Here is a 25,442-nt window from a genome sequence, read left to right as displayed (position 1 = left end):
CTCCGGCGGGCTGCAGGGCGTCTCAGAGGGCCTCAGCGGGCCTGAGGAGCCTCAGGGAGCCGTCTGCTCGTCGGTGCCGCCCGGCTCGCCCTCGCGGCTCAGGAAGAGCGCGAAGACCGGCGGGTGCTGCTGGAGCAGCTCCAGACGGCCACCGTCCGCCTCCGCGAGATCGCGGGCGACGGCGAGCCCGAGACCCGTGGAGTTGCGCCCGCTGACCGTGCGCTCGAAGACCCGCGCGCCGAGATCGGGCGGCACACCGGGCCCCTCGTCGGACACCTCGACCACCGCCTGGTTGCCGGTGACACGGGTGCGCAGCGCGACCGTGCCGTCACCGTGCATCAGCGAGTTCTCGATCAGCGTGGCGAGCACCTGGGCCACGGCCCCCGGGGTGCCGACCGCCCGCAGCCCCTTCTTCCCCGACCGCACGATGGCGCGGCCCTCGCTGCGCGAGGCCGGGCGCCACTCCTCGATCTGCTGCTTGACCACCTCGTCCAGGTCGAAGGCCACGGCGGAGCCCGTCCGTGGGTCCCGCGAGTTGGTCAGCAGGCGCTGAACGACATCGGTGAGCCGCTCCACCTGGGCCAGCGCGATCGTGGCCTCCTCCTTGACCGTCTCCGGGTCGTCGGTGAGCGTGATCTCCTCCAGCCGCATGGACAGCGCGGTCAGCGGCGTACGCAGCTGGTGCGAGGCGTCGGCCGCCAGCCGGCGCTCGGCGGTGAGCATCCGGGCGATGCGCTCCGCGCTCGCGTCGAGCACATCGGCGACCCGGTCCAGCTCCGGCACCCCGTAGCGCCGGTGGCGGGGGCGCGGGTCCCCCGAGCCCAGGCGCTCGGCGGTCTCGGCGAGGTCGGTGAGCGGGGCGGAGAGCCGGTGTGCCTGCCGTACGGCGAGGAAGACGGCGGCGAGCACGGCGAGCAGCGCCACCGCCAGGATGATCAGCATGGTGCGGCCGACCTCCCGGCTGACCGTCGAACGCGACGCCTCGACCCGCACCGTCTCGCCCTGCTCGCCCCGCTCCTGCGAGGAGATCACGCTGCCGGTCGGGCGCTTGCCGATCTCCACCACATCGTGGTTCGGGATCTTGATCACGGCGTAGCGGCCGGGCTCGATCTGCTCGCGGAGCACCGTGGGCGTCACCCCCTCGCCGCCCAGCAGTCTGCTGTCGACGATGCTGACCAGGCGCACCGCGTCGGAGTCGACGCTCTCCTGGGCGCTGTCCTCGATGGTCCTGGTCTCCACGATGACCAGGGAAAGGCCGAAGACGGCGATGACGACGAGCACCACGGCGAGCGTGGAATTGATCAAACGACGGCGCATAGCCCTACCGTGTCACGCCGAGATGTCTCTCAGCTTTTCTTAGCTTTTCTCGAATCGGAACCCGACCCCGCGGACGGTGGCGATGTACCGGGGGTTGGCCGCGTCGTCGCCGAGCTTCTTGCGGAGCCAGGAGATGTGCATGTCGAGCGTCTTCGTCGACGACCACCAGGTGGTGTCCCACACCTCGCGCATCAGCTGGTCACGGGTGACGACCCGCCCCGCGTCCCGGACCAGGACCCGCAGCAGATCGAATTCCTTGGCGGTCAGCTGCAGCTCCTCGTCGCCCATCCAGGCGCGATGCGACTCCACGTCGATGCGCACCCCGTGGGTGGCCGGCTGCTGCGCCTGTGTCTCGACGGCGCCGCGCCGCAGCAGGGCCCGCACCCGGGCCAGCAGCTCGGCGAGGCGGAACGGCTTGGTGACGTAGTCGTCGGCGCCGGCGTCCAGGCCGACCACCGTGTCCACCTCGTCCGCGCGCGCGGTGAGCACCAGGACGGGGAAGCCGTGGCCCTCCGTACGCAGACGGCGGCAGACCTCCAGGCCGTCCATGCCCGGCAGGCCCAGGTCGAGGACGAGCAGATCGACGCCTCCTTGCAGGCCGGCGTCGAGCGCGGTCGGTCCGTCCTCCCGCACCTCTACCTCGTACCCCTCACGGCGCAAGGCGCGGGCGAGCGGCTCCGAGATGGATGCGTCATCCTCGGCGAGCAGTACTCGGGTCATGGGGTGATGGTAGTCCGACCAGGTTCGGGCACGGGGCGCGCACAGGCACTCTGTCGGCCCGGCGCGGGACACCCCCACCGGGCGCGCCTTCGGCGCGGAGCGTCACAGCCTCGTCTCTTCTGGGTGCTGAGCACCGGCATCACAGCCCGGCGGAGCCGAGGATGGCGAACGCGCGTACGATGAGGTCGCACGTGCGAGTGAACTGATGTTCGGAGCTGAAGTGCTTGTGCGCCTGGCCACGTAGAGTCGCGGTTATGAAGCTGGTGGTCCAAGTGAAGCTCCTGCCGACGCCCGAGCAGGCGTCGGCCCTGGAGACGACGCTGACCGCCTGCAACGAGGCGGCCACCTGGGTCAGCTCCCTCGCCTACGAACGCGGGATCAGCCGAAATTTCGCGCTGCGTAAACTCGCCTATGCGCAGATCCGGGCCCGGTGGGGGCTTGGGGCGCAGGCTGCCCAGCATGTCATCAAGAAGACATGCGATGCGTACGCCACCTTGAAGGCCAACCTGAAGGCCGGGAACCTCGGCAGGCCGGGCTCCAAGCGTTACCGCAAGGCCACCGAGAAGCCGATCACCTTCCGCCCCGAGGGCGCCCAGCCCTATGACGACCGGATGCTGTCCTGGCAGATCGCCGAGCGGCGAGTCTCGATCTGGACACTGACCGGCCGCATCAAGGACGTCAGATTCACCGCATCCGTGGAGCAGCTCGCCACCCTGGCCCTGCACCGCCAGGGCGAGTCGGACCTTGTGCGCCGGGACGGCATGTGGTTCCTCATGGCCACCTGCGAGGTGCCCGAAGCGCCGCCGAACACCGACCCCGCGGACTTCCTGGGTATCGACCTGGGCATCGTCAACATCGCCACCACCTCGGACGGCGAGATCATGGCGGGGCGGGCTCTCGACCGCACCCGGGCCCGCGAGCGGACGCTGCGCGCCAAGCTGCAGAGGAAGAACACACCGTCGGCCAGGCGCCGGTTGAAGAAGCGGCGCCGCAAGGAGGCGCGGCGGGCGAGGGATACCAATCACAAGATCGCGAAGCATGTGGTGGCCGTGGCAGAACGCACCGGTCGCGGGATCGCCCTGGAAGACCTCAGGGGCATCCGTGAGCGGGTACGGCTCCGTAAGCCCCAACGGGCCACCGTGCACTCCTGGGCCTTCGCCCAGCTGGGCGGCTTCATCGCGTACAAGGCCCGCAAGGCCGGGGTGCCGGTGGTGTACGTCGATCCGGCGTACACCTCCCGCACCTGCGCCGAATGCGGCCACATCGACAAGGCGAACCGGGTGAGTCAAGCCTGGTTCGCGTGCCGGTCCTGCGGATTCGTTGATCACGCAGACCGGAACGGCTCCCGCAACATCCGCGCCAGAGCGCGGCAGTTGTGGCGACGCGGGGCCCAGTCAACGGCCCCTGCCTCATCCCGGGGTGAGGCTGGACGCAAGCGCAGCGCCACCGCCAGTGACGCCCGCTGTGCAAGCCCTTCGCTTGAGCGAAGGGTAGTTGACCTTCTACGGCATGCGGGCCCTCCTCGTGCTGATGGGCGTGTGGTTCCTGGCCGTCACCGCGGGTGACTGCACCACGGGCCTGCTGTCCATCGCGGGGGTCGACCTGAGCGGCGTGGGGATCATCGCGCTGGAGGCGGCGGTGGCCGCGGCGGCCGGTGTCGCGATCTACCTGTACCGCAAGCAGGTCGGGCGGCTGATGGGCGACGTTCACTGAGGCGGCGCGGATGAGCGATGTGTGAGGGGCCCGGCGCGGGTGATCGGACGCTGTTGGTTTATTCGGGCTCCTGATCACTTCGCCCCGTTGAGCTGGTGCTCGGCGGGGCGAAGTGCTGCGAAGTGGCTGGTGCGGGTGCGGGCCCTCGGTGTTTCGGTGAGGTGGGCGTCGATGCGAGCGAGGTTGAGGGCGGCGCCGGTGAGCTGGTGCTGGAGGCTGGTCTTGGCCAGGCCGCGGTAGCGGGATCTGCGCAGGCCGCAGCGCCCGACGCCCTGGGAGATGGTGCCCTCGACGCCGGCCCGGATCTTGTAGCGCTCCTTCCAGTCGTCGGTCTGCTGTTCTGCCCTGGCCGTGCGGAGCGCGTGGTGTTCGTCGTGGTGTCGCAGCCGCAGTTCGCGGCGTTCGGCGGTGGATGAGTTGATGCACTCGCGCCGCACCGGACAGGGCCGGCAGTCCAGCACGGAGAACCGCACCCGGATCACGGGCAGCCCTTGCTGGGAGAGCCGGTTGCTCCAGGTGGTGTTCGTGGCGCCGCCGGGGCAGGTGACCTTCTTTTGGTCCCAGTCGATGGTGAAGGCTTCCTGGTCGTAGCCGCCTGCGGTGCTGGTCTGTGCGCTGGTGTTGGCCGCGACGGGGCCGTGCAGGGCGGTGCCGTACCGGTGGCGGGTGGTCACCAGAGCGGTGGCGGTGGGGTATCCGGCGTCGACCCAGTGCTCACCGGGCAGGCAGTCGCGTGCAGCGAGCCCGGCGTGGATCACCTCGCTCATGACGTTGTCGGGGACGGTGGCGTCGGTGGTGGCCACGTTCGTGATCAGGTTCGGGGTGTCTGGCTCGCAGGTCTCGGTGAGGTGGATCTTGTAGCCGTCCCAGAAGGTGTCGCGTTTGACGCTGCCCCGGGCCTCGATGTCATAGGGCGTGACCAGACGCATCGCGCCCGGCGGCCGGTCTTTTGGGTCCCGCCGTGCCACCTCGCCGCCGACCTGGTGGAAGTGCTGCACCCACACCCGCCGCAGGATCTCCACCTCGTCCAGCGCCCGCAGACCGTGCGGTGCGCCGGAGGCGAAGACCGCCTCAAGCAGCCGCGTCCCGTCCCTGCCGATCCGCAGGCCCACCTCATCCCGCCTGGCACGGGCCTGGGGAAACCGGGAGTCCTCGGCCTTCGTCGCGTAGTGCTTGAACCAGTCCGGCTCCGCGATGCCGGCCAGCCATTCGGGGGCCTGTTCGGCCACCGTGTTCAACGCCGAGCGCAGCGTCTCCGCGACCATCTCCAGCCAGCACAACTGACGGGCCGCAGACAGCACGTGCGTGGAGTCGGTGCGGGCCCGGCCGGCCGTCTTGAGCAGGCCCTTCTCCCGGGCCGCGGCCAGGATGCCGTCCAGCACCCGCCTGACCGCCTCCGCTTCGATGAGGCGGTCCCGGAACTCCGACAGCACCGAAAAGTCGAAGCCCGGGTCAGCCAGCTCTAACGCGAGGGCGTATTTGAAGTCGATCCTCGCCCGCACCGCCTCGGCGGCCTGCCGGTCGGTGAGCCCCTCGACGAACTGCAACACCAGCACCAACGCGAGGCGCCCCGGTGACCAGGCAGGCTTCCCCCGCGCAGGGAACAGGTCCGCGAACTCCTCGTCGGTGAACAGCGGCCCCAGCTCGTCCCGGACCCGGATCGCCAGACTCCCCTTCGGGAACGCGGCCCGCGCCACCCGCACCGTCTCCGCCGGAATCTCCCCGGACCCCTTCGGCTGCATAGACATCGACACCCACCCCAAACGACAACGTCGGCCTTCAAGACCACAACCGGTACTTGAAGGCCGACGTCACGCAGGGCCCGAATTAACCAACAGCGTCCGGGTGATCGCGCCGGGCCCCTGCGTACGCCGTGCGTCAGCGCGTGCCGCGCAGCTTGCGCCAGGGGGTCAGGGTGAAGACAGCGGCGCCGAGCAGGATGGCCGTGCCGGCCACCAGCCCGAGGGCCTTGAGGCCGCCGTGGTCACTGGCGCCGGTCTCGGCCAGCCCGCCGCTGGTCCCGGCGCCGGTGGATCCGGAGCTGCCGCTGCTGCCCGAGCCGCCGCTGCTGCTGTCGCCACCCGAGGCGCCGCTGGACTGGGCCGTGGTGTCCAGCTCCAGCGAGGCCTGGGTGTCCTTGGCGGGGGTGCAGGTGGTCGTCGTACCGAGCGCCTTGACCGTGAGCACCCCGGGGGTGAGCGTCGACTTGCCGCTCGCGCCGGGCTTGTAGGTGCCGGTGAGGTCGGGGATCTCGATCGGGGCGCCGGACTTGATGGCCTCCTTGTTGGTCGGGCCCACCACGCTGACCGTGCCCTTGTCCGCGCCGCCGACCTTGACGGCCATCGACGGCTTGACCGAGTCCGCGGGGATGTCGGCCGGGCTGTCCATGACGGACTTGCCGAACTTCACGGTCAGGTCGAAGCTCCCGCCGTTCTTGACGGCGTTGATGCGGACCGGGGAGGTGGCGTTCTTGTCGCCGATGGGGGTCTTGCAGGCGTAGGCGACCGAGACCTCCTTGCCGGTGTACGAGTCGCCGCCCCCACCGCCGCCCGTGGTGTTGCCCCCGGTGGTGTTGCCCCCGGTTGTGTTGCCGCCCGTCGTGTTCCCTCCGGTGGTGTTACCCCCTGTCGTGTTACCCCCTGTCGTGTTACCCCCTGTCGTGTTCCCGCCGGTGGTGTTGCCCCCGGTGGTCGAGCCGCCCGTCGTGGTGCCGCCGCTGCCCGTCACCTTGATCGTGGCCGCGGCCTTGACCGTCTCCTTCGCCGAACACTTGGTGTCCGTGGACAGCGGCTTGCTGACGTTGATGTTGTACGCGCCCGGGGTCAGCGTCACCTCCCCCGCCTGCGTCAGCTTGAGCTTGCCCTTCATATCGGCCAGCTTCATAGGGCTGTCCTTGGGGATCGCCGGGTTCTCCCGCGGCCCCTCCATGGCCAGCTCGCCCGTCTGCGCGCCCCCCACCGTGAGGGTGCCGGTCGGCTTGACGGTGTTCTCCTCAATATCGAGGATCGGCGGGTTCTTGGAGGCGGCCTGCACCGTCTTCCAGACCACTTCGACCTCGTCGCCGACCTTCGCCGTCGCCGGGGCCTGTACCTCCACTGTCGTGGTGCCCTCCACCGGAGGCAGGCCGGAGATCGGCGGCGGCAGACACTCGGTCGCGTACGAGACCTCGGCCGCCCGTGCGGTGCCCGCGCCCATCAGCACGCCCGCACCGCCGAGCAGCAGCGCAGCCGCTGCCGCGCCCACTCTTCGTTGCGTACTCACGTCGATCCTTTCGGGGTCGGTCGGTTCTCCTGGGACGGTGCGGAAAGGTGTTGCGTCTGTGTGCCGTGCGCGCTGTGCGCACTCGGTGTGCTCTGTGTGCTCTGTGTGTTCTGTGTGTTCTGTGTGTTCTGTGTGTTCTGTGTGCTCCGGGTGTGCGGCAGCGCGCCGCCCGGCAGTGTGTCCGGGGTGAACCAGGGCAGCGCGCCGTCGTCATCACCGCCGCGCGCCGCGACCACCGCCGTACGCGGCCGCACCTTGTCCACGACGGCCATGCCGATACGGAAGACCGCCGCCGGGACCACCACGCACAGCAGAATCCAGAAGAGCGTGACGCCCCACGGCCGCCCCACCGTCCATGGCTGTTCGACCAGCACTTTCCGGCCGTACTTGAGCGACACCTGGTAGTCGCCGTGCGCACCCGCCGACAGCTCGACGGGGAGCTTGACCTGCGCCTTCTTCCCGGCCGCTATGGTCCCCCGCCACTGCTGCTCCTCCCAGGAGGGGGCGAACACGCCGTGCGAGGTGCCGACTTGGAAGACCGGGTCGCGGGCCGGGGTGGAGCCGAGGTTGGCGACGGTGACCACCAGACGGCGCTGCGGGGGCGCGCCGAACCAGGTGAGCAGTCCGCTCGACCCGTCGAGCCGCGCCGACAGCGCCCGCAGCCGCTCGCCCCCGGTCCCCTCCTGCTTCGGCAGCGGCACGACCGGATGCCCCGCGACCCGGAACGGCACATCGGCGTAGGCGGCTTCGCCGGTGACGGTCGCCACATGGATGACGCAGGGGCAGGGCTTGGGCGGCTCGGCGACCGGCAGCTTCTTGTGGAAGACGCCCTTCGCGTCGGTGGTGACCGCTCTGCCGTCGGAGTTGGCGCAGGAGTTGGTGCCGCCGATCATGTTCTGCCCGCAGATGAGCATCATGAGCAGGGCGCGCGGCCGCCAGCCCCGGCCGCTCACGGTGACCGTGCCGCCCGCGCCCGCCTCCTCCTTGGACACCGTCGCGGTCGGGCCGTCGGCCGCGGCGGCCGCCCGGACCTGCGGCGGTGTGCCCAGCGCGAGCACGACGAGCGTGAGGACGGCCAGCAGCGCGGCGAGCGGGCGGCGTACGCGGGGGGCCGCGGGCACGTCCGTAGGCACGGGTGCTGGTGTGGGTGCGGGTGCGGGTGCGGGTGCTGGTGCTGGTGCTGGTGCTGGTGCCGAGCGTGGGGTCGGCTGGGTGTCCGTACGGCCTGTCACGTCATGGCTCCTGACCCCGTGCCTGCTGGTTCCCCTGCCTCCCGCGCCGGTTCCGCGGGCGCGTCGCCGTCCCCGGGGCGGTGGCGGCCGCGCCGCCACCGCAGCAGCCAGGCGCCGGTGCTCGCGACCGCGCCCAGCGCCACGGCCGCCGCCCCGGCCAGGACGCCCCAGGGCACGGCGGTGTAACCGGCGGAGGCGGCCGCGTGGGCGCCGCCCGCCGCGGTGACGGTGAGGGTGACGTCCACCGAGTCGAGGGCGGGCGCGTCCGGCCACTTCTCTGAGAGCCGCACCCGGCGGCCGGGCGCCACCTCGACGGGCAGCGTGCGGGCGTCCCGGCGCAGCACCTCGCCGAAGAGCCCGTCGGCGCGCACCGCCAGCCGGGGCGTCAGCACGGTGTTGCCGCGGTTGACGAGCGCGTACTGGATGGTGGCCCCGCCGCCGGCCTTGACCACCTTCACGTCCTCGACGGAGATCGCCGCCAGCGTCCGCCCGCTCACCCGCAGATGCACCGGCACCCGGACCTCCCGGCCGCCGCCGGTGACGACGATGGCGCCGGGGTGGTCGCCGGGCGGCACCTCGGGCGGGACGGTGAGGGTGAAGGGGACGTCGGCACGGGTGCGGGCCGGGACCGTGACCCGCTTGGCGGCGAACGAGATCCACGCGCCGCTGTCCCGCGCCGCCGATGAGGCGTCAGGGGGCGCGTCGTCGGCACGTAATCGGACGGTGCGGGGCCGCTTGCCACGGTTGACGAGCGAGAGCCGGTCCTGGAGCGCGCTGCCCGGCCCGCCCTCCAGGTAGAAGTACGGCCGGTCGCCGGCGCCCGGCCCGGCCGCGCCCCCGGCCGCGGGCCTCGCGGACCAGTCGGGCCCGGCGGCCGTGGCGGGCGCGGTGAGCAGCGCGGCGGCGACGGCGGACGCGGCGGCGACCGTCCATGCTGCGCGGATACGAGACGGCATCGGCGGCTCCTTGGGTGCTGGTGCTCGTGCTCGTGCGTGGCCGCGGGGCGGCGCCGGACCGGCCCGCCGCCCGAGGCGGACCGCGAGGTCCGTGCGTCCCCGCGTCCGTGCGTCGTGCGCCCGGTGGCCCTAGGCCCGGTGCGGGCGCCTGCGGCGGGTCAGCCAGAGCGTTCCGGCCGCGCCGGCGAGGACCACGGTGGCGCCGAGCGTGCCGAGGGCGATCGCGGAGTCAGCCGGTCCGGTCTGCGGGAGGCTGCCGCCGGAGGAGTTCTGCGCACCGCTGGTGCCGCTGGAGCCGGATCCGCCCGTACCGCTCCCGCCCGTACTGCCGGAGCCGCCCGAACCGCTGGTGCCGCCGGAGCCGCCCGCGCCCGTGACGTCCAGGGTCAGCGAGGGCCCCGGGTTGTTGCCCGGTGTGCAGGTCGTGGTGGTGCCCAGCGCCTTGATGGTGAGCGTCGAGGCGGTGAAGGTGACCTTCCCGGTCTTCTTCGGGGTGTACGTACCCGTCAGGTCGGTGATCTTAATGGGGGTGTTGGCGGGGATGGCCTCGGCGTTGGGGGGCCCGGAGACCTGGAGCGTGCCGGTCTCCGCGCCGCCGAGCTTGATGAGCGCGCTCGGATGCATCGCGCCCTTGCCCAACTCGACGGGGCTGGAGGAGACGCCCTTCTGGAAGGACATGGTGAGCTTGTACGCACTGCCGCTCTTCACGGCCTTGATGTCGATGGGCGACACGGCGCTCTTGTCACCGATCGGTGTCTTGCACTTGTAGTCGACATCCACGGTGGCGGCCCGCGCGGCCGGGGCGGCGAGGAGTACCGCCGAACCGGCCACGGCAGCGGCGAGTGCGAGGGCTGCGCCACGGCCGACCGCGTGGCGTTCTGTGTGGGACACCTCGAGATCCCCTCTCGTCAAGTGCCGCAGCCGAATATTACTGACGACACATCAGATCGGGCGCTGACAGTACGCCGGGGACCTTGTCGAGGGAAGACAAAGTGCGCGCCGGTTCGGCGCGCAGCGGGTGAAGATGCGGAAACCGGGGCCTGCGTGGGCCCGTGTCCGCCGGATTGCCGGGAGGCCGGGAGCGGCCCCGGGCGTCAGGAGGGAGCGGCCAGTTCAGCCCAGACCGTCTTGCCGGCGCCCTCGGGGTTCCGTACGACCCCCCAGTCGAGGCACAGCCGCTGCACGATGAACATGCCGTGGCCACCGGGGCGGCCCGCGCGGTGCGGGGTGCGGGGGGCGGGGGTGCCCGAGCCGAGGTCCACCACTTCGAGCCGGAGCACCTTCGCCGAGCAGCTGACGCGCAGCTCTTCGGGCCCGTCGGCGTGCAGACAGGAGTTGGTGACGAGTTCGGAGACGACGAGCAGGACGTCCTCGGCGGCGGCCCGCTGATCGGCCGTTACGGCCGGAAGCCAGCCCCAGTCGCGCAGCGCCTCGCGGGTGAAGTCGCGGGCGCGCGGCACGGCGCCGCTGGCTCCGATCAGGTGGAGCCTGCGGATCTGGCGGATGTGCCCGACGGGTGGGCTCACCGCTGGGGTGGCCGAAGCAGCGGGGCCGTCCGGCTCCGGGCCACGGTCGCCCGGCGGGTACGGCCGGGTGGTGCTCATCAGCGGCTTCACCTCACCGATTCACCGATTCAGGGTCAAGGAATGCCTGATCTTTTCAACAGTTTCAGCCTGTCTCCTGCCCGACGAAAGCGTGAGAACACCCACTTTCCCCGAACCTCTCGTGTGACGAGGACTACGCATCCATGACGCGCCGAAGACGCACCCGGGCAGCACCGGAAACAGGAAGGGCCGCCACTACTCGACGAGCGCCGCGTCCAGGGAGTCATGCACCGTGAAGACGGCCTCGGCGCCTGTGATCTCGAACACGCGCGCCACGACCGGCTGCATCGCGACCAGATGGACCGCACCGCCTTCGGCCTCGGCCTTCAGACGGGCGCCGAGGAGGACGTTGAGCCCGGTGGAATCACAGAACTCCAGCTTGGAACAGTCCACGACCAGCCGCGCATGCCCCTCCTCCACGCAGGCCTCCAGCGGTTCGCGCAATGCCTCGGCGGTGTGGTGGTCCAGCTCACCCGCCGGCGTCACGACCGCACTCGCCCCGTGGTGCCGAACCTCGACCTGCAGTCGGCCCTTGCTGGCGCTGCCGACCATCTGGCGGTCCATGTGCGCACCTCTTCTGGCGTCTCGTTGCTTTCGATTGCGCGCGTCGAACATTACGCCTTCTGCACGCCCTCCGGTAGCTGAACAATCCACATACTTCGCCAAATATGGACAACATGGACTTGCCACTTGCAGGTGATTGCGGGTAGGCGTAGAGAGACACACCCGCCACGGCCGGCTTTGGAGGCGCCGCAAACCGCAGCAGCTCGTAATGGCATCGGCAGCCATATGCCGAGAATGAGGGAGGAGACTTATGTCACCCCGGCTCGACGAATCGCGCACCGATTCCTCTGTGAACACATCGGCCACTCAGGACACTCGGATCATCGCCTCGTCGGCAATCACATCATCACAACAGTCAACTTCCGGCCCGGATGGCCCCACGGCCACCGGCCGTCCTTTCGAGGACATGCCCGAACTGGCCGACCTACCGGAGATCCCGCCGTACGAGACGGTGGGGCCGGTGGACGCGCGGGCGCTGTCCAAGACGCTCTTCGAGCGGCTCGAGATCCTCGAAGAAGGCACGCACGAGTACGCGTACGTGCGCAACACCCTGGTCGAGCTCAACCTGGCCCTGGTCAAGTTCGCCGCCTCCCGCTTCCGCTCCCGCAGCGAGCCCATGGAGGACATCGTCCAGGTCGGGACCATCGGCCTCATCAAGGCCATCGACCGCTTCGAGCTCAGCAGGGGCGTCGAGTTCCCCACCTTCGCGATGCCGACCATCGTCGGCGAGATCAAGCGCTTCTTCCGGGACACCAGTTGGTCGGTGCGGGTACCCAGGCGGCTGCAGGAACTGCGGCTCGACCTGGCCAAGGCCGGCGACGAGCTGGCCCAGCGGCTGGACCGCGCCCCGACCGCCGCCGAGTTGGCCGAGCGGCTGGGCCTCACCACCGCCGAGGTCATCGAGGGCATGGCCGCGAGCAACGCGTACACCGCGAGCTCGCTGGACGCCCAGCCGGAAGAGGACGACACCGAGGGCGCGCTCGCGGACCGTATCGGCTATGAGGACCACGGACTTGAGGGCATCGAATATGTCGAATCCCTCAAACCCCTCATCGCGGACCTCTCGCCGCGTGACCGGAAGATTCTCTCGCTGCGTTTCGTGGCAAATATGACGCAATCGGAGATCGGCGATGAGCTGGGCATTTCCCAGATGCATGTCTCCCGGCTGCTGTCGCGCACACTCGTCAGGCTCCGCAGGGGCCTGACGGTCGAGGAGTAGGCGCTCACCGCAGACGGATAAGGGCCCGCCCCACTTGGGACGGGCCCTTATCCGCGCCCGCGCCCATGCCCCGTTCCGCCTCGGTCAGACCAGGGTGCCGCCCTGCCAGACCGCCGCGACCAAAGGGACGCCGGGGCGGTAGGCGAGGTGGACGTGTGAGGGGGCGTCGAGCAGGGCCAGGTCGGCGCGGGCGCCGGGGGCGACCCGGCCGACGTCGGTGCGGCGCAGGGCCCGCGCCCCGCCCGCCGTGGCCGCCCAGATCGCTTCGTCCGGGGTCATCCCCATCTCGCGGACGGCCAGCGCCACGCAGAAGGGCATGGAGCTGGTGAAGGACGAGCCCGGGTTGCAGTCGGGCGAGAGCGCCACGGTCACGCCCGCGTCCAGCAGGCGGCGCGCGTCGGGGTACGGCGAGCGGGTGGAGAACTCCGCGCCCGGCAGGAGGGTGGCGACCGTGTCGCCCTGGGCCAGGGCGTCGACGTCGGCGTCGGAGAGATGGGTGCAGTGGTCGGCGGAGGCGGCCCCGAGCTCGACGGCCAGCCGGACACCGGGTCCCCGGGTCAGCTGATTGGCGTGCACGCGCGGGGTCAGACCGTGCCGTGCCCCGGCGGTGAGGATCGTACGGGCCTGGTCGCCGTCGAAGGCGCCCCGCTCGCAGAACACGTCGATCCAGCGGGCGTGCGGGGCGCAGAGGTCCAGCATCGGGCCGGTGACCAGGTCGACGTACGCGGCGGGGTCGTCGGCGAACTCGGGCGGCACGACATGCGCGCCCAGGTAGGTGACCTCGTCGGTATAGGCGGAGGCGATCTCCAGCGAGCGGGCCTCGTCCTGGGAGGTGAGGCCGTAGCCGGACTTGATCTCCAGCGTCGTGGTGCCCTGGCGGCGCGCCTCGCGGACGTAGCGCGCCACGTTCACGTCCAGGTCCCGGTCGGAGGCGGCGCGGGTGGCGGCGACGGTGGTGCGGATGCCGCCCGCGCTGTAGGGGCGGCCGGACATCCGGGCGTTGAACTCCTCCGTCCGGTCGCCCGCGAAGACCAGGTGGGAGTGGGAGTCGACGAAGCCGGGGAGGAGCGCCCGGCCGCCCGCGTCGACCTGGTTGTCAGTGGCGGGTGCTTTGCTTGACTCACCGACCCAGACGACGCGGTCGCCGTCGATGACGACGGCCGCGTCCTGGAGCAGACCGAGGGGGCCTTCGCCGAGGGAGGGGTCGTTGGTGACGAGGGTGGAGATGTCGATGATGGCGGTCGCGGTCGTCATCGCGGGGGCGTTCTCCTTCATAGGGCCGTGCGTGCGGCTGTGCTGGGGGCTGTGCGCGGGGCGGCCGTCCTTGGGACTGTGCGCGGGGCCGCGGCTCAGTCCCGCAGCGCCGCGACGGCCTCGGCCAGGGCCTCGGGGACCCGCGGGACGAGCTGGTGCAGCCCGTCCCGTACGACATGGCGCCCGCCGACCACGGTGTGCCGGACATCCGCGTTGGTCGCCGCGAATACGGCCGTCTCGGCCCCGAGCCGGGGCGGCGGTCCCGCCGTGCGGACGGAATCCAGCGCGATCGTCGTGAGGTCGGCGAGCGCGCCGGGCTCGATCCGGCCCGCGTCGTCCCCCCAGCCGAGGGCGGCGTGGCCGTCGACGGTGGCGGCGCGCAGCAGCCGGGCCGCGCTCCAGTGGCCCCGGGTGCGGGTGTGCAGCCGCTCGTCCATCTCCATGGCGCGCGCCTCTTCCAGGATGTCGATCACGGCGTGGCTGTCGCTGCCCAGGGAGAGCGGGGAGCCCGCGGCCTGCAGCTGGGCGGCCGGGCCGATGCCGTCGGCGAGGTCGCGCTCGGTGGTCGGGCACATGCATACGCCGGTGGCCGAGTGGCCCAGGAGCCGGATGTCCCCGGGGGTGAGGTGGGTGGCGTGCACGGCCGTGGTGCGCGGGCCCAGCACACCGTGGTCGGCGAGCAGCCGGGTCGGCGTGAAGCCGTGCGCCTCGACACAGGCGTCGTTCTCGGCGGTCTGCTCGGAGAGGTGGACATGGAGAGGCGCCGCGTGGTGGTCGGCCCAGCCGGAGACAGTCCCGATCTGGTCCACGGGCACCGCCCGCACCGAGTGGACGGCCGCGCCGATGCGGGTGTTGCCGTCGCCCTTGAGCGCGGACACCCGCTCCGCCCAGGCCTGTGCCGTGCCGTCGGAGAAGCGCAGCTGATGGGTGCCCGGCTCGGCGCCGAATCCGGAGGAGAGATAGCAGGTGTCGAGGAGGGTGATCCTGATCCCGGCCTCGGCGGCGGCCGCGATCAGGGCCTCCCCCATCGCGTTGGGGTTGTCGTAGCGGGTGCCGCCGGGCGCGTGGTGAAGGTAGTGGAACTCACCCACGCAGGTGATGCCCGCCATGGTCATCTCGGCGTAGACGGCGCGGGCCAGCTCGAAGTAGCTCTCCGGGGTGAGCTTGTCCGCGACGCCGTACATCACCTCGCGCCAGGTCCAGAACGTGCCGCTGCCGACCTGGACCACGCCGCGCAGGGCGCGGTGAAAGGCGTGACTGTGGGCGTTGGCCAGGCCCGGGAGGGTCAGGCCGCGCAGCCAGACGGCCCCGGCGGGCGGCACGGGTGTATGCGCCCGCACCGCCTTGATCCGGCCGTCGACCGCCGTCACGATCAGCACGTTCGGCTCCACGCTCTCGCCCAGCCAGGCGTGCTCCGCCCAGTAGGTCTGCGCCGTCAGCGACACGCCAGGCCCTCCAGTACGTCCGCGAGTGCCGTCACCCCGGCGAGGCAATCGTCCTCGGCCGCCGTCTCGGCGGGTGAGTGCGAGACGCCGGTGGGGTTCCTTACAAACAGCATGGCGGTTGGTACGGACGCGGACAAAATGCCGGCGTCGTGTCCCGCGCCGGTGGGCAGGACCGGGACGCCGCCGAGGAGCCCTGCCAGCTCGTCACGGAGGCCATGGGCGAACTCCACCACCGGTGTGAACGACTCCCGCGTGACCCGCACGTCCACGCCGTCCCGCCGCCCGCGCTCCACGGCAGCGCGCTCGATCTCGCCGACGACGGCCGCGAGCGTCTCCTCGTCGGCGGCCCGCGAGTCCAGCCAGCCCCGGACCAGCGAGGCGATGGCGTTGACGCCGTTCGGCTCCACGCTGACCTTGCCGAACGTCGCCAGCGCCCCGGCGACCCGCGCCTTCTTGCGGGCGGCCAGGACGGTGTTGGCGTAGGTCAGCATCGGGTCGCGGCGGTCCTCCAGCCGGGTCGTCCCGGCGTGGTTGGCCTCGCCGTGGAAGTCGAACCGCCAGCGGCCGTGCGGCCAGATCGCGGAGGCGACGCCGACGGGGTGAGCGCCCGCGGCGGAGCCGCTGTCGGACAGCGCGTCGAGGGCGCGGCCCTGCTCGACGTGCAGCTCCACGAACGCGCCGATGCGGGCCAGCCGCTCCGGGTCGGGGCCGATCGCCTCCGGGTCGTACCCCGCGCGCTCCATGGCCTGCGCCAGGCTCACCCCGTCGCCGTCCCGCAGCGCATGCGCCTGCTCGGCGCTCAGCTGCCCGGCGGTCAGCCGCGAGCCGACGCAGGCCAGGCCGAAGCGGGCCCCCTCCTCGTCGCCGAAGTTCACGACGGCGAGCGGCTTGGCGGGGCGCGCCCCGCGCGCGCGGAGCTCGTCCAGCGCGGCGAAGGACGAGACGACGCCGAGCGGGCCGTCGAAGGCGCCGCCGTCCGGCACGGAGTCCAGGTGCGAGCCGGTCACGACGGCGTCCCCGGCGGCGGGGTCGCCGAGCCAGGCCCACTGGTTGCCGTTGCGGTCCTCCTCGTAGCCCAGGCCACGGGCCGTGGCCTGGGCGCGGAACCAGGCGCGGCAGTCGGCGTCTGCGGCGGTCCAGGCGTAGCGGCGGTAGCCGTGGGTGGTCGCGTTGCGGCCGAGGGGGAGCAGGTCGCGCCACATCTCGTGGAACGAGGCGCCGGCCCTCGCGCTGGTTTCCGTATCGTGCGCGGGTGCGGACCGGTGGGTGGGTTGTGCCCACCCGTTCTGCCCTGCGGGACGATCGCCCCCACTCATGCCGTGTCTTCCTCGCGCATCGGGACGCGGACGCCTCGCTCCGCCGCCACCTCGTCCGCGCGGTCGTAGCCCGCGTCGACGTGGCGGATCACGCCCATGCCCGGGTCGTTCGTCAGCACGCGGCGGATCTTCTCGCCCGCCAGCGGCGTGCCATCGGCGACGGTGACCTGGCCCGCGTGGATGGAGCGGCCCATGCCGACGCCGCCGCCGTGGTGGATGGAGACCCAGGAGGCGCCCGAGGCGACGTTGACCATGGCGTTGAGCAGCGGCCAGTCCGCGATCGCGTCCGAGCCGTCGAGCATCGCCTCGGTCTCGCGGTACGGGGAGGCCACCGAGCCGCAGTCCAGGTGGTCGCGGCCGATCGCGAGCGGCGCGGCGAGCGTGCCGTCGGCCACCATGTCGTTGAAGCGCATCCCCGCCTTGTCGCGCTCGCCGTAGCCGAGCCAGCAGATCCGGGCGGGCAGGCCCTGGAAGTGGACCCGCTCCCCCGCCAGCTTGATCCAGCGGGCCAGCGACTCGTTCTCCGGGAAGAGGTCGAGGATGGCCTTGTCGGTGGCCGCGATGTCCTTGGGGTCGCCGGACAGGGCCGCCCAGCGGAAGGGGCCCTTGCCCTCGCAGAAGAGGGGGCGGATGTAGGCGGGCACGAAGCCGGGGAAGGCGAAGGCGCGGTCGTATCCGGCCAGCTGGGCCTCGCCGCGGATCGAGTTGCCGTAGTCGAAGACCTCGGCGCCCGCGTCCATGAAGCCGACCATGGCCTCGACGTGCTTCGCCATGGACTCGCGCGCCCGCTGGGTGAAGTCGGCGGGCTTCTCGGCGGCGTACGAGGCCATCTCGTCGAAGTCCACGCCCAGCGGCAGATACGCCAGCGGGTCGTGGGCGCTGGTCTGGTCGGTGACGATGTCGATGGGGGCGTTCATCGCGAGCAGCTGGGGGACCAGCTCGGCCGCGTTGCCCAGGACGCCGATGGACAGCGGCCGCCTGGCATCGCGGGCCTCGACGGCCAGCTGGAGGGCGTGCTCCAGGCTCTCGGCCCGTACGTCCAGGTAGCGGTGGTCGATGCGGCGCTCGATGGCGCGCGGGTCGCAGTCGACGCAGAGGGCGACGCCGTCGTTCATGGTGACCGCGAGCGGCTGGGCGCCGCCCATGCCGCCGAGCCCGGCGGTGAGGGTGATGGTCCCGGCCAGGGTGCCGTTGACCCCTTTACCCATTGAATGCAGCTTCGCGGCGACCGCGGCGAAGGTCTCGTACGTGCCCTGGAGGATGCCCTGGGTACCGATGTAGATCCACGACCCCGCGGTCATCTGGCCGTACATGGTCAGGCCGAGCGCCTCCAGGCGGCGGAACTCCTCCCAGTTGGCCCAGTCGCCGACCAGATTGGAGTTGGCGATCAGCACCCGCGGCGCCCACTCGTGGGTCTGCATCACGCCGACCGGCCGGCCCGACTGGACCAGCATCGTCTCGTCCTGCTTCAGCGTGGTGAGGGTGCGGACCATGGCGTCGAACGAGCGCCAGTCGCGGGCCGCCTTGCCCGTGCCGCCGTAGACGACCAGCTTGTCCGGGTGCTCGGCGACCTCCGGGTCGAGGTTGTTCTGCAGCATCCGCAGGGCGGCTTCCTGTTGCCACCCCCGGGCGCTGAGCTCGGTGCCGCGCGGTGCGCGTACGGGTCGCGGTCCTGACATGGGCCGTGCCTCCCTGCCGTCGACTGGATCGAGATATTCACATCTTTGCTTCGATGAATAGAGCTAGTCAATACCGCCTCGCGGGGTGTTCCGAGGAGACGGGCTTGCGGTTGACGTATACGTCAGGTCTTACCGTCTCGGCGTTCCGCTTCACCGCCACTCCCGCCACACCGAGGAGCGCTCCATGCCACTGCCCGTGCCCGCCACCCACCGCCAGGTGCTGCTGGCCGCCCGGCCCCAGGACACGCTCACCACCGACCACTTCGAGGTCACCACCGCCCCCGTGCCCGAGCCCGGCCCCGGGCAGGTGCTCGTACGCAACCGGCTGATGAACGTCGCCGCCGTGATGCGGCCCCTCACGATGTCCGACCCCGACAGCTTCGACCTGCCCCAGCTGCTGCAACGGCCCGGCGACCCCATGCACGGCCCGGCCATCGGCGAGGTGGTCGCCGCCCCGCCCGGCACCGGCCTCGCCCCCGGATTCACCCCCGGCGAGCTGGTCCGGCACCGGCTGGGCTGGCGCGAGTACGCGGTCGTGGACGCCGCCGAGGCGGAGCGCCTGAGCCCGGGGGCGCTGCCCGACCCCGCCGCGTATCTGTCGCAGGGCTTCGCCGCCTGGCTGGGGGTGGTGCGCGGGGCCGAGGTGCGGGCCGGGGACACCGTGTTCGTCACCGGCGCGGCCGGCGGGGTCGGCACGCTGGCCGGGCAGTTCGCCCGGCTGCGCGGCGCCGCCCGGGTCATCGGCTCCACCGGCTCCCGGCGCAAGGCCGAGTACCTGGTCAAGGAGCTCGGCTACGACGCGGCCGTGGTCCGGGGCGCCGGACCGATCGAGGACCAGCTGCGCGAGGCGGCCCCGGACGGCATCGACGCCCTCTTCGACAACGTCGGCGGCGACCAGCTGCTGGCCGCGCTGGCCGTGGCCCGCCGGGGCGCCCGCTTCGCCCTCGTCGGCGCGCTGTCCGCACAGCTGACCGGCGACGCCATGGCCACCGTCCAGATCAGCACCTTCGGCCTCATCGCCCGGGGGATCACGCTGCGCGGCATCGCGGCCTTCGACCACATGGACGCGTATCCGCAGTACGAGCGCGAATTCGGCCGCGCGCTGAGCGAGGGCACGATGGCCTACCCGCACACCCGGCTACGGGGCATCGAGCAGGCGCCGCGCGCGCTGTGCGAACTGGTCGAGGGGCGCCATGTGGGCGCGGTGCTGGTGGAGTTGTAAGCGGCTCGCCACGACAATGGCCCTCAATGCGGAAACGAACAGAGGGAACGGGGGGACACCCATGCGGATCGGGGACGCGGCCGCTGCCGCCGGGCTGACACCGCGGGCACTGCGCTACTACGAGCAGCGCGGGCTGCTCACCGCGCGCCGCACACCCTCCGGCCACCGCGACTACACAGCCGAGGACGTACGACATCTGCGGGCCGTCCGCGAGCTGCTGACCGCGGGCCTGACCATCGAGGACGTACGGAACCTGGTGGCGGCCATCGCCGCGCTCCAGCCGAGCCGCCGCGGGGTGGGCCCCGCTGCCGCCCAGCCCCGCGCCGACGGGGAGCCCGGCCTGTGCACCCTCCCCAACATGATCGTCCGCCGCCGGCTGGCGTATCTCGACGAGCGCATCGAGCGGCTGACGGAGCTGCGCGACGGGCTCGCACAGCGCGTCGGCGGCCCGCTGCGCGACCTCGGCCGCGACCTGGGCCCCACGCGAACGCCGGCGGCCGGTTAGAGCCACGTCCGTCAAGGTTTCGCCGGCAGGGGGACAGGGCAGAAACCGCCGCCGCACCGCACCGTGAGTATCGTGGGGCTCCGCAGCGAGCATCTGCGGAGCGGGGGAAGCATTGTCACAGCCACTCCAGGCCGACGACCCGGCCTCGATCGGTCCCTACCGGCTGATCCGCCGTCTCGGCGCGGGAGGGATGGGCCAGGTCTTCCTGGGCGAGTCCGGTTCCGGGCGACGGGTCGCGGTCAAGCTCGTACGGCCCGAAATCGCCGACAACCCAGGGTTCAGACAGCGTTTCCGGCGAGAGATAGAGCTGGCCATTAAAGCGGGCGGCTTCTGGTCAGCGCCGGTGGTCGACGCCGACCCGGACGGCCCGACGCCCTGGGTCGCCAGCCAGTACGTGCCGGGCCCCTCGCTCGCCGAACACCTGGCGGCGCACGGGCCGTTCGACGAGCCGTCACTGCGGCGGCTGGGCGCCGGGCTCGCCGAGGCCCTGACCGCGTTCCACCGCGAGAAGCTGGTGCACCGCGACCTGAAGCCCTCGAACGTACTACTGCTCGACGACGGCCCACGCGTGATCGACTTCGGGATCTCCAAGGCGCTCGAGGGCGGCGGAGGCACGGCCCTCACGGCAACCGGAACCGTGATGGGCACGCCCGGCTTCATGTCGCCCGAGCAGGCGACCGGGCGGGAGGCCGGGCCACCATCGGATGTCTTCTCCCTCGGCAGCGTGCTGAACTTCGCCGCCACCGGGCGCGGCCCGTTCGGCGAGGGCCCGACGCACGCCCTGCTGTTCCGCGTCGTCCACGAGCCGCCGGACCTGGGCGGACTGCCGCCGAGCGTGCGGCCGCTGGTCGAGGCGTGTCTGGCGAAGTCGCCCGAGTCCCGGCCGCGGGCGGCGGAGGTGGCGACGGCGCTGACAGGCGGGGTGCCGACGGTGCTCGACCCCGCCGCGGCCCGCACCCCGACGGCCCTCGACCCGCGGACGCCCACCCCGCCGCACGCACAGCCGACCCACCCCGCGCCGTTCCACCCCGCACCGCCCGCACCGCCCGGCCCGCGGACCCCGCCCCGGGGCCGGCAGGCCCCGTCCCACGAGCCGCCCGGCCGGCCCGCCCAGCCTCGCCCCGGCACCGGTCCCGCACCGGCCGCGGACGCGTTCGCCGTCGAGGACGGCGGCGGGGCCGCCTTCAGGCGTCGTATGCGCAGGCCGGTGCTGCTGGCGGCGCTCGCCCTGGTGGGGGTTACGGCCGCGGCCGGGTTTTCGGGCGCGCAGATGATCGGGCTGGCCCTAGGCGGCGTCCTCGCGGCCGCCTGCCTGCTGGCCGGCCTGATCCACGCGCTGCCGTACCTGCACCGCAGCGCCATCCGGGTGAGCCGCGACCGGCTGACGCTGCGACTGGGCCAAACCGTCTGGGACGTCCCGTGGCAGGACCTGTCGTACGTGACCTACGCGCCCACCCGCACCGGCTGCACCCTCACCGTGCGGGCCGTCCTCAAGCCCGACGTACCGGGGTCGGTGCCGGCTCCTCTGCTGCCCTCCGGCTCGCGGGATGCGCGTGAGGTGGAGTACCACCTCATCTCGGAGAACAAAGCCGTACGCGACGCTCGCGCGCTCCGGCTGCAGATCGCCCTGGAATCCTGCGCGGGCGGCGTGTACCGGCCGACGCCCGGCACGTTCTGACGTCTCTCACCGCGGGACCGTGAGCCGGACGGGCTGGGCGGCCGGGCGGCGTGGTGGTTGGCTGAGGGCATGACATCGAATCCGGTCGTAGCGGGGGCGGGGGCCGTGGTGGCCGCCCGTCGGGAGCGGGCGGTGCGGGCCGCCGTGGAGCAGGGGCTGATCGGGGCCGATCAGCCCGTCGTCGGGCTGCTGGACGTGGCCGGTATCCGGGCGGCCGCGGCCGAGCTGCGGGCCGCCTTCGACGAGGTCGTCGCGCCGGGCACGCCCGTGCTGCACGCCTTCGCCGTCAAGGCCGCCTCGCTGGTCCCCGTGCTGCGGCTGCTGGCCGACGAGGGGATCGGCTGCGAGGTGGCCAGCCCCGGCGAGCTGGCCCTGGCCCGGGCCGCGGGGGTCCGGCCCGAGCGCATCGTGCTCGACGCGCCCGCCAAGTCCACCTCCGAGCTGCGCGAGGCCATCGAGCTCGGCATCGCCGTCAACGCCGACAACCCGCAGGAGCTGGCGCGCCTGGACTCGCTGGTGGCGCCGCGAAACGGCCCCGGGCCCGCGGTGCTGCTCAGCCCGCTGGGGCTGCGGGTCAATCCGCAGGTGGGCGGGGGCAGCATCGGGGCGCTCAGCACCGCCACTGCGACCTCGAAGTTCGGGGTGGCGCTGCTGGACCCGGGGGCGCGCGAGTGGGTTGTGAACGCGTTCACCAAACGGCCCTGGCTGACCCGGCTGCACGCACACGTGGGCTCGCAGGGGTGCCCGCTGGAGCTGATGGCGGCGGGCGTACGGGCTACGTACGAGCTCGCCGAGGAGATCAACCGGGCGGTCGGACGGCAGCAGATCGACACGCTCGACATCGGCGGCGGGCTGCCCGTCAGCTTCGGCTCCGACGAGGTCACGCCCGGCTACCTCGACTACGCCCTGCTGCTGCGCGACACCGTCCCCGGGCTGTTCGACGGCCGGTACGGGCTGGTCACCGAGTTCGGGCGGTCGCTGATCGCCAAGTCCGGCACGGTGCTGGCGCGCGTGGAGTACGCCAAGTCGGCCGGTGGCCGCCCGATCGCCATCACCCACGCGGGCGCCCAGCTGGCCACGCGCACGGTCTTCGCCCCGGAGTCATGGCCGCTGCGGGTCGTGGCGTACGACAGCCGGGGCGTGGCCAAGCCGACCGGGCCGGACGGCCCGGTCGCCCAGGACGTCGCCGGGCCGTGCTGCTTCGCGGGCGACCTGGTCGCCGTGAACCGGCCGCTGCCCGAGCTGACGCCGGGCGACCTGGTCGCGCTGCTCGACACGGGCGCGTACTACTTCTCCAACCACTTCGCGTACAACAGCCTGCCCCGCCCCGGGATCTACGGCTTCTCGGTCGACGGCGGCAACGGCGGCAAGAACAGCCGCGTGCGCTTCGCCCCCGTGCGCTCGCCACAGTCCCTCGACGAGATCGTCGCGGAGAGCGGCGGCGAGCACATGGGCGCGCTGTCGGGACTGTGACCCCGCCCGGCCACCCTCACCCTCGCCTCGGGGGCCCGGGACGTCCCCGGCCCCCGAGACCAGCGGCTTGCTCGCCGCCTCGACGCGCGGCACGCCGGGCCGCCCGGGCAGCGCGCCGCCCGCGACGCGCGGGATCGCCGACCGAGGTCGGCCACGCGCAGCGGCGCCGCGCCGACAAGGGTCCACAAACGCACACCTGCGGAACGAACACCCGCCGGTCGTCGCGCGGGGGTGGGGCACCCGCCCCACCGCAGTGCGCGCGACGCGCACCACGTCAGCGCGGCCGTCAACGGCGCTGCGCACCGTCGGGCCTGCACCCTCGGGCGCGGGCGGCACGAACGGCGCGGAACGCGGCGGCGCCCCCGCCCGTAGCACCGCGCACCGGCCCACCGGCGCGGCATCGGCGCAACACGCGCGGCGCCACCACGACGCCCACACCGCCGGCGCGGCGCGAGCGCGGTCGCGCCGCGGGGCCTCGGCCGGCAGGACCACCACGGCCGCCTCCGGCCGCTCCGCGGCCTTCGGGGCCCGCGGGGGCGGTCACCTTCCGAGCGGCACCCCGCGTCGCAAGCGCGCCCGCGCCGCGGGGGCCGCCGTCGTCGCGTCAGCGCGGCATACGCGGCGTCAGCGCGCCGCCGCGGGCGCCGCGCGGCCCCGCCTGGTGCCGCCCGGGCCCGCGTCACCGGCCACGATCCCGGTCGTCTGGTAGGCGCTGACGCCCTTGCCCGCCGGCTTGCCGCGGGCCACCCACTCCGCGCGCACCCACAGCAGCACGTCGTTGGCCTGCTCCCAGCGGCCCAGCCACAGCGCCTTCGCCCACAGGCCCGCGCCGGTCCCCGCCAGCAGCATCCCGGCGGCCGCGGGCACGGCGAACGACGACCCCACCGCGGCCAGGAACGCCACCAGCAGCCACCAGCGCAGCGCCCGCCGCCTGGCCCGTACGGTCACCGCGCGGTCCTGCAGGAACACCGACTTGCCCGCGCGCGAGGCACCGCGCGCCAGCTCCAGATACCGCCCCCGGCGCACCAGGAAGGCCACGGCCGCCGCGATCAGGAACAGCGCCGCCCCGGCCAGCACTCCGATCCGGCGCCCCGTCAGCCCCGGCACCAACACTCCGACTCCGGCGGCCAGTACGCCCAGCCACCACAGCCACCCCGCCGGCACCCGCACGACCACGGCCACCCGCGCCAGCGCATACGCCCCGCGCCCCACGACAGACCTCCTCCTCGTCACCGAATCTCGGCTCACACACAAGCCGTACATACATCCGTTCGGGGAGGGACTCCAGTCACCGGGGGTAAGAATTCCCTGAGACGCGCTCATTCCACGAAAAGCCCCCGCTCCGCGGCCTTCGCGTCGAACTCCTCCAGCCGCGCCTGCGCGTCCGGCAGCGCGTCGCACATCGCCTCCAGCAGCACCCGCCCCAGCAGCATCGGCGCGCAGGCCGTGTCGAAGGCGAGGCCGGTGCCCACCGCCCCGGGCAGGAGCAGATCGCTGTGGCGGGCCACCGGCGCGAAGGCGCTGTCGGCGACCGTCACCACGGTCAGCCCGGCGGACCGGGCGTACTGCAGGCACTCGACGACCTCGCGCGGATGGCGCGGCAGGGCGAAGCACAGCAGGGCGGTCGCGCCCGCGCGCACGGCGGCGTCGACGCGGTCGGTGAGCATGGTGCCGCCCTCGTCCAGCAGGCGTACGTCCGGGTGGACCTTGCGCGCGAAGTACGCGAAGCCGCCCGCCTGGGCGGAGGCCGCGCGCAGCCCGAGGACCGGCAGCGGCCGGGACTCGGCGAGCAGCCGCCCGGCCCGTGCGACCGGGGTCGGGTCGGCGAGCAGGGAGGCCAGGTGGCGCAGGTTGTCGATCTCCGACTGGACCGCCTGCTGGTACTCGTTGTACGCGTCCGCGCCCGCCACCCGCTCGACGGCGGGGGCGACCTCCCGCAGATGCCTGCGCAGCGCCGGGTAGCCGTCGAAGCCGAGCGCGACGGCGAAGCGGGTCACCGACGGCTGGCTGACGCCCGCCAGCTCGGCGAGTTCGACGCTCGACAGGAACGGCGCGTCGGCCGCCTGCCGCACCATGCAGTGGGCGATGCGCCGCTGGGTGGGCGTCAGGCGGTGGCCCTCGAAGAGCTGCTGCAGCCGTGCGGCGCCGCTCCCCGCCCCGGCCGCCCGGGCCTCCGCCTCCGCCGACGCCCCCGTGTTCCCGCTCATCGCCCGCTCCCGCCCCTAGCCTCGCCATTCATCCACCTGCGACTGTGCATGACTATATGCAGACGGAGCAAGGAGGC

At 72.6% G+C, this 25,442-nt stretch carries 21 protein-coding genes and 1 pseudogene; 7 read left to right on the top strand and 15 right to left on the bottom strand.

Annotated features, from left to right (window positions below; all coding sequences use genetic code 11):
• Positions 1 to 51 precede the first annotated feature (51 nt).
• Together PV419_RS35525 and PV419_RS35520 are read right to left on the bottom strand one after the other, a co-directional pair.
• Positions 52 to 1,317, bottom strand: coding sequence for an ATP-binding protein (locus PV419_RS35525; protein WP_319696003.1), 1,266 nt, complete (start codon positions 1,315 to 1,317; stop codon positions 52 to 54).
• Positions 1,318 to 1,356: 39 nt separating this feature from the next.
• Positions 1,357 to 2,037: a response regulator transcription factor gene (locus PV419_RS35520; protein ID WP_014177112.1), complete on the bottom strand. Its 681-nt coding sequence runs from the start codon at positions 2,035 to 2,037 to the stop codon at positions 1,357 to 1,359.
• 254 nt (positions 2,038 to 2,291) lie between these two features.
• On the opposite strand from PV419_RS35520, the gene PV419_RS35515 reads away from it, so the two are divergent.
• On the top strand, positions 2,292 to 3,602 hold the full coding sequence (locus tag PV419_RS35515; protein ID WP_319696002.1) for a transposase: 1,311 nt from the start codon (positions 2,292 to 2,294) through the stop codon (positions 3,600 to 3,602).
• A pseudogene (locus PV419_RS35510) lies at positions 3,565 to 3,750 on the top strand (MFS transporter); the annotation flags it as partial. The gene PV419_RS35515 and the pseudogene PV419_RS35510, both read left to right, overlap by 38 nt.
• 74 nt (positions 3,751 to 3,824) lie before the next feature.
• On the opposite strand, the gene PV419_RS35505 reads toward PV419_RS35510, so the two are convergent.
• The 7 genes from PV419_RS35505 to PV419_RS35475 form a co-directional block, all read right to left on the bottom strand.
• Positions 3,825 to 5,498 (bottom strand): IS1182 family transposase, encoded by a 1,674-nt coding sequence (locus PV419_RS35505; RefSeq protein ID WP_319696000.1) that lies wholly within the window; start codon positions 5,496 to 5,498, stop codon positions 3,825 to 3,827.
• 130 nt (positions 5,499 to 5,628) lie between these two features.
• Complete coding sequence (locus tag PV419_RS35500) at positions 5,629 to 6,993, bottom strand: hypothetical protein (RefSeq protein WP_319696156.1); 1,365 nt, start codon at positions 6,991 to 6,993, stop codon at positions 5,629 to 5,631.
• A gap of 14 nt (positions 6,994 to 7,007) precedes the next feature.
• Positions 7,008 to 8,144, bottom strand: coding sequence for a hypothetical protein (locus PV419_RS35495; RefSeq protein WP_415925446.1), 1,137 nt, complete (start codon positions 8,142 to 8,144; stop codon positions 7,008 to 7,010).
• 95 nt (positions 8,145 to 8,239) lie between these two features.
• Positions 8,240 to 9,199: a hypothetical protein gene (locus tag PV419_RS35490; protein ID WP_319695998.1), complete on the bottom strand. Its 960-nt coding sequence runs from the start codon at positions 9,197 to 9,199 to the stop codon at positions 8,240 to 8,242.
• Positions 9,200 to 9,328: 129 nt separating this feature from the next.
• Complete coding sequence (locus tag PV419_RS35485) at positions 9,329 to 10,090, bottom strand: LPXTG cell wall anchor domain-containing protein (RefSeq protein ID WP_319695996.1); 762 nt, start codon at positions 10,088 to 10,090, stop codon at positions 9,329 to 9,331.
• Positions 10,091 to 10,293: 203 nt separating this feature from the next.
• Positions 10,294 to 10,803: an ATP-binding protein gene (locus PV419_RS35480; RefSeq protein ID WP_319695994.1), complete on the bottom strand. Its 510-nt coding sequence runs from the start codon at positions 10,801 to 10,803 to the stop codon at positions 10,294 to 10,296.
• A gap of 195 nt (positions 10,804 to 10,998) precedes the next feature.
• Positions 10,999 to 11,367 (bottom strand): STAS domain-containing protein, encoded by a 369-nt coding sequence (locus tag PV419_RS35475; RefSeq protein WP_319695992.1) that lies wholly within the window; start codon positions 11,365 to 11,367, stop codon positions 10,999 to 11,001.
• Between the two features lie 406 nt (positions 11,368 to 11,773).
• Between PV419_RS35475 and PV419_RS35470 the strand changes: the two genes are divergently transcribed.
• The gene (locus PV419_RS35470) at positions 11,774 to 12,586 is read left to right on the top strand and encodes an RNA polymerase sigma factor SigF (RefSeq protein ID WP_415925445.1); all 813 of its coding nucleotides are present in this window, start codon (positions 11,774 to 11,776) and stop codon (positions 12,584 to 12,586) included.
• A gap of 84 nt (positions 12,587 to 12,670) precedes the next feature.
• On the opposite strand, the gene hutI is transcribed toward PV419_RS35470, so the two are convergent.
• The 4 genes from hutI to hutU all read right to left on the bottom strand — a co-directional run bounded on the left by hutI (position 12,671) and on the right by hutU (position 18,280).
• Positions 12,671 to 13,840, bottom strand: a complete 1,170-nt coding sequence (hutI, locus tag PV419_RS35465) for an imidazolonepropionase (RefSeq protein WP_319695990.1) — start codon at positions 13,838 to 13,840, stop codon at positions 12,671 to 12,673.
• A 95-nt stretch (positions 13,841 to 13,935) separates the two neighbouring features.
• On the bottom strand, positions 13,936 to 15,279 hold the full coding sequence (locus tag PV419_RS35460) for a formimidoylglutamate deiminase (protein ID WP_415925449.1): 1,344 nt from the start codon (positions 15,277 to 15,279) through the stop codon (positions 13,936 to 13,938).
• Positions 15,276 to 16,487 (bottom strand): allantoate amidohydrolase, encoded by a 1,212-nt coding sequence (locus PV419_RS35455; RefSeq protein WP_319696152.1) that lies wholly within the window; start codon positions 16,485 to 16,487, stop codon positions 15,276 to 15,278. The genes PV419_RS35460 and PV419_RS35455 overlap by 4 nt, the downstream gene beginning before the upstream one ends.
• Positions 16,488 to 16,597: 110 nt before the next feature.
• On the bottom strand, positions 16,598 to 18,280 hold the full coding sequence (hutU, locus tag PV419_RS35450) for a urocanate hydratase (RefSeq protein WP_319695986.1): 1,683 nt from the start codon (positions 18,278 to 18,280) through the stop codon (positions 16,598 to 16,600).
• 184 nt (positions 18,281 to 18,464) lie between these two features.
• Here hutU and PV419_RS35445 point away from each other — a divergent pair, with 184 nt between their 5' ends.
• From PV419_RS35445 to PV419_RS35430, 4 genes are all read left to right on the top strand, one after another.
• Entirely contained in the window at positions 18,465 to 19,502 is a 1,038-nt protein-coding gene (locus PV419_RS35445) for an NADP-dependent oxidoreductase (protein ID WP_319695984.1), read from the top strand.
• A 61-nt stretch (positions 19,503 to 19,563) separates the two neighbouring features.
• A complete protein-coding gene (locus tag PV419_RS35440) occupies positions 19,564 to 20,007 on the top strand; it encodes a MerR family transcriptional regulator (RefSeq protein ID WP_319695982.1) in 444 nt (147 codons plus the stop codon).
• 112 nt (positions 20,008 to 20,119) lie between these two features.
• Positions 20,120 to 21,685 carry a protein kinase domain-containing protein gene (locus PV419_RS35435; RefSeq protein WP_319695980.1) on the top strand — a complete coding sequence of 522 codons (1,566 nt, stop codon included), beginning with the start codon at positions 20,120 to 20,122 and terminating at the stop codon, positions 21,683 to 21,685.
• Positions 21,686 to 21,754: 69 nt separating this feature from the next.
• A complete protein-coding gene (locus PV419_RS35430) occupies positions 21,755 to 23,158 on the top strand; it encodes a diaminopimelate decarboxylase (RefSeq protein ID WP_319695978.1) in 1,404 nt (467 codons plus the stop codon).
• Positions 23,159 to 23,782: 624 nt separating this feature from the next.
• On the opposite strand, the gene PV419_RS35425 is transcribed toward PV419_RS35430, so the two are convergent.
• Positions 23,783 to 24,370, bottom strand: a complete 588-nt coding sequence (locus tag PV419_RS35425) for a hypothetical protein (RefSeq protein ID WP_319695977.1) — start codon at positions 24,368 to 24,370, stop codon at positions 23,783 to 23,785.
• A gap of 107 nt (positions 24,371 to 24,477) precedes the next feature.
• Positions 24,478 to 25,365, bottom strand: a complete 888-nt coding sequence (locus tag PV419_RS35420; protein WP_319695975.1) for a MurR/RpiR family transcriptional regulator — start codon at positions 25,363 to 25,365, stop codon at positions 24,478 to 24,480.
• Positions 25,366 to 25,442: the final 77 nt, after the last annotated feature.

The organism is Streptomyces sp. ME19-01-6 (genome assembly GCF_033793745.1).
GTDB lineage: Bacteria > Actinomycetota > Actinomycetes > Streptomycetales > Streptomycetaceae > Streptomyces.
This window is presented reverse-complemented; position numbering and strand designations above follow the sequence as displayed.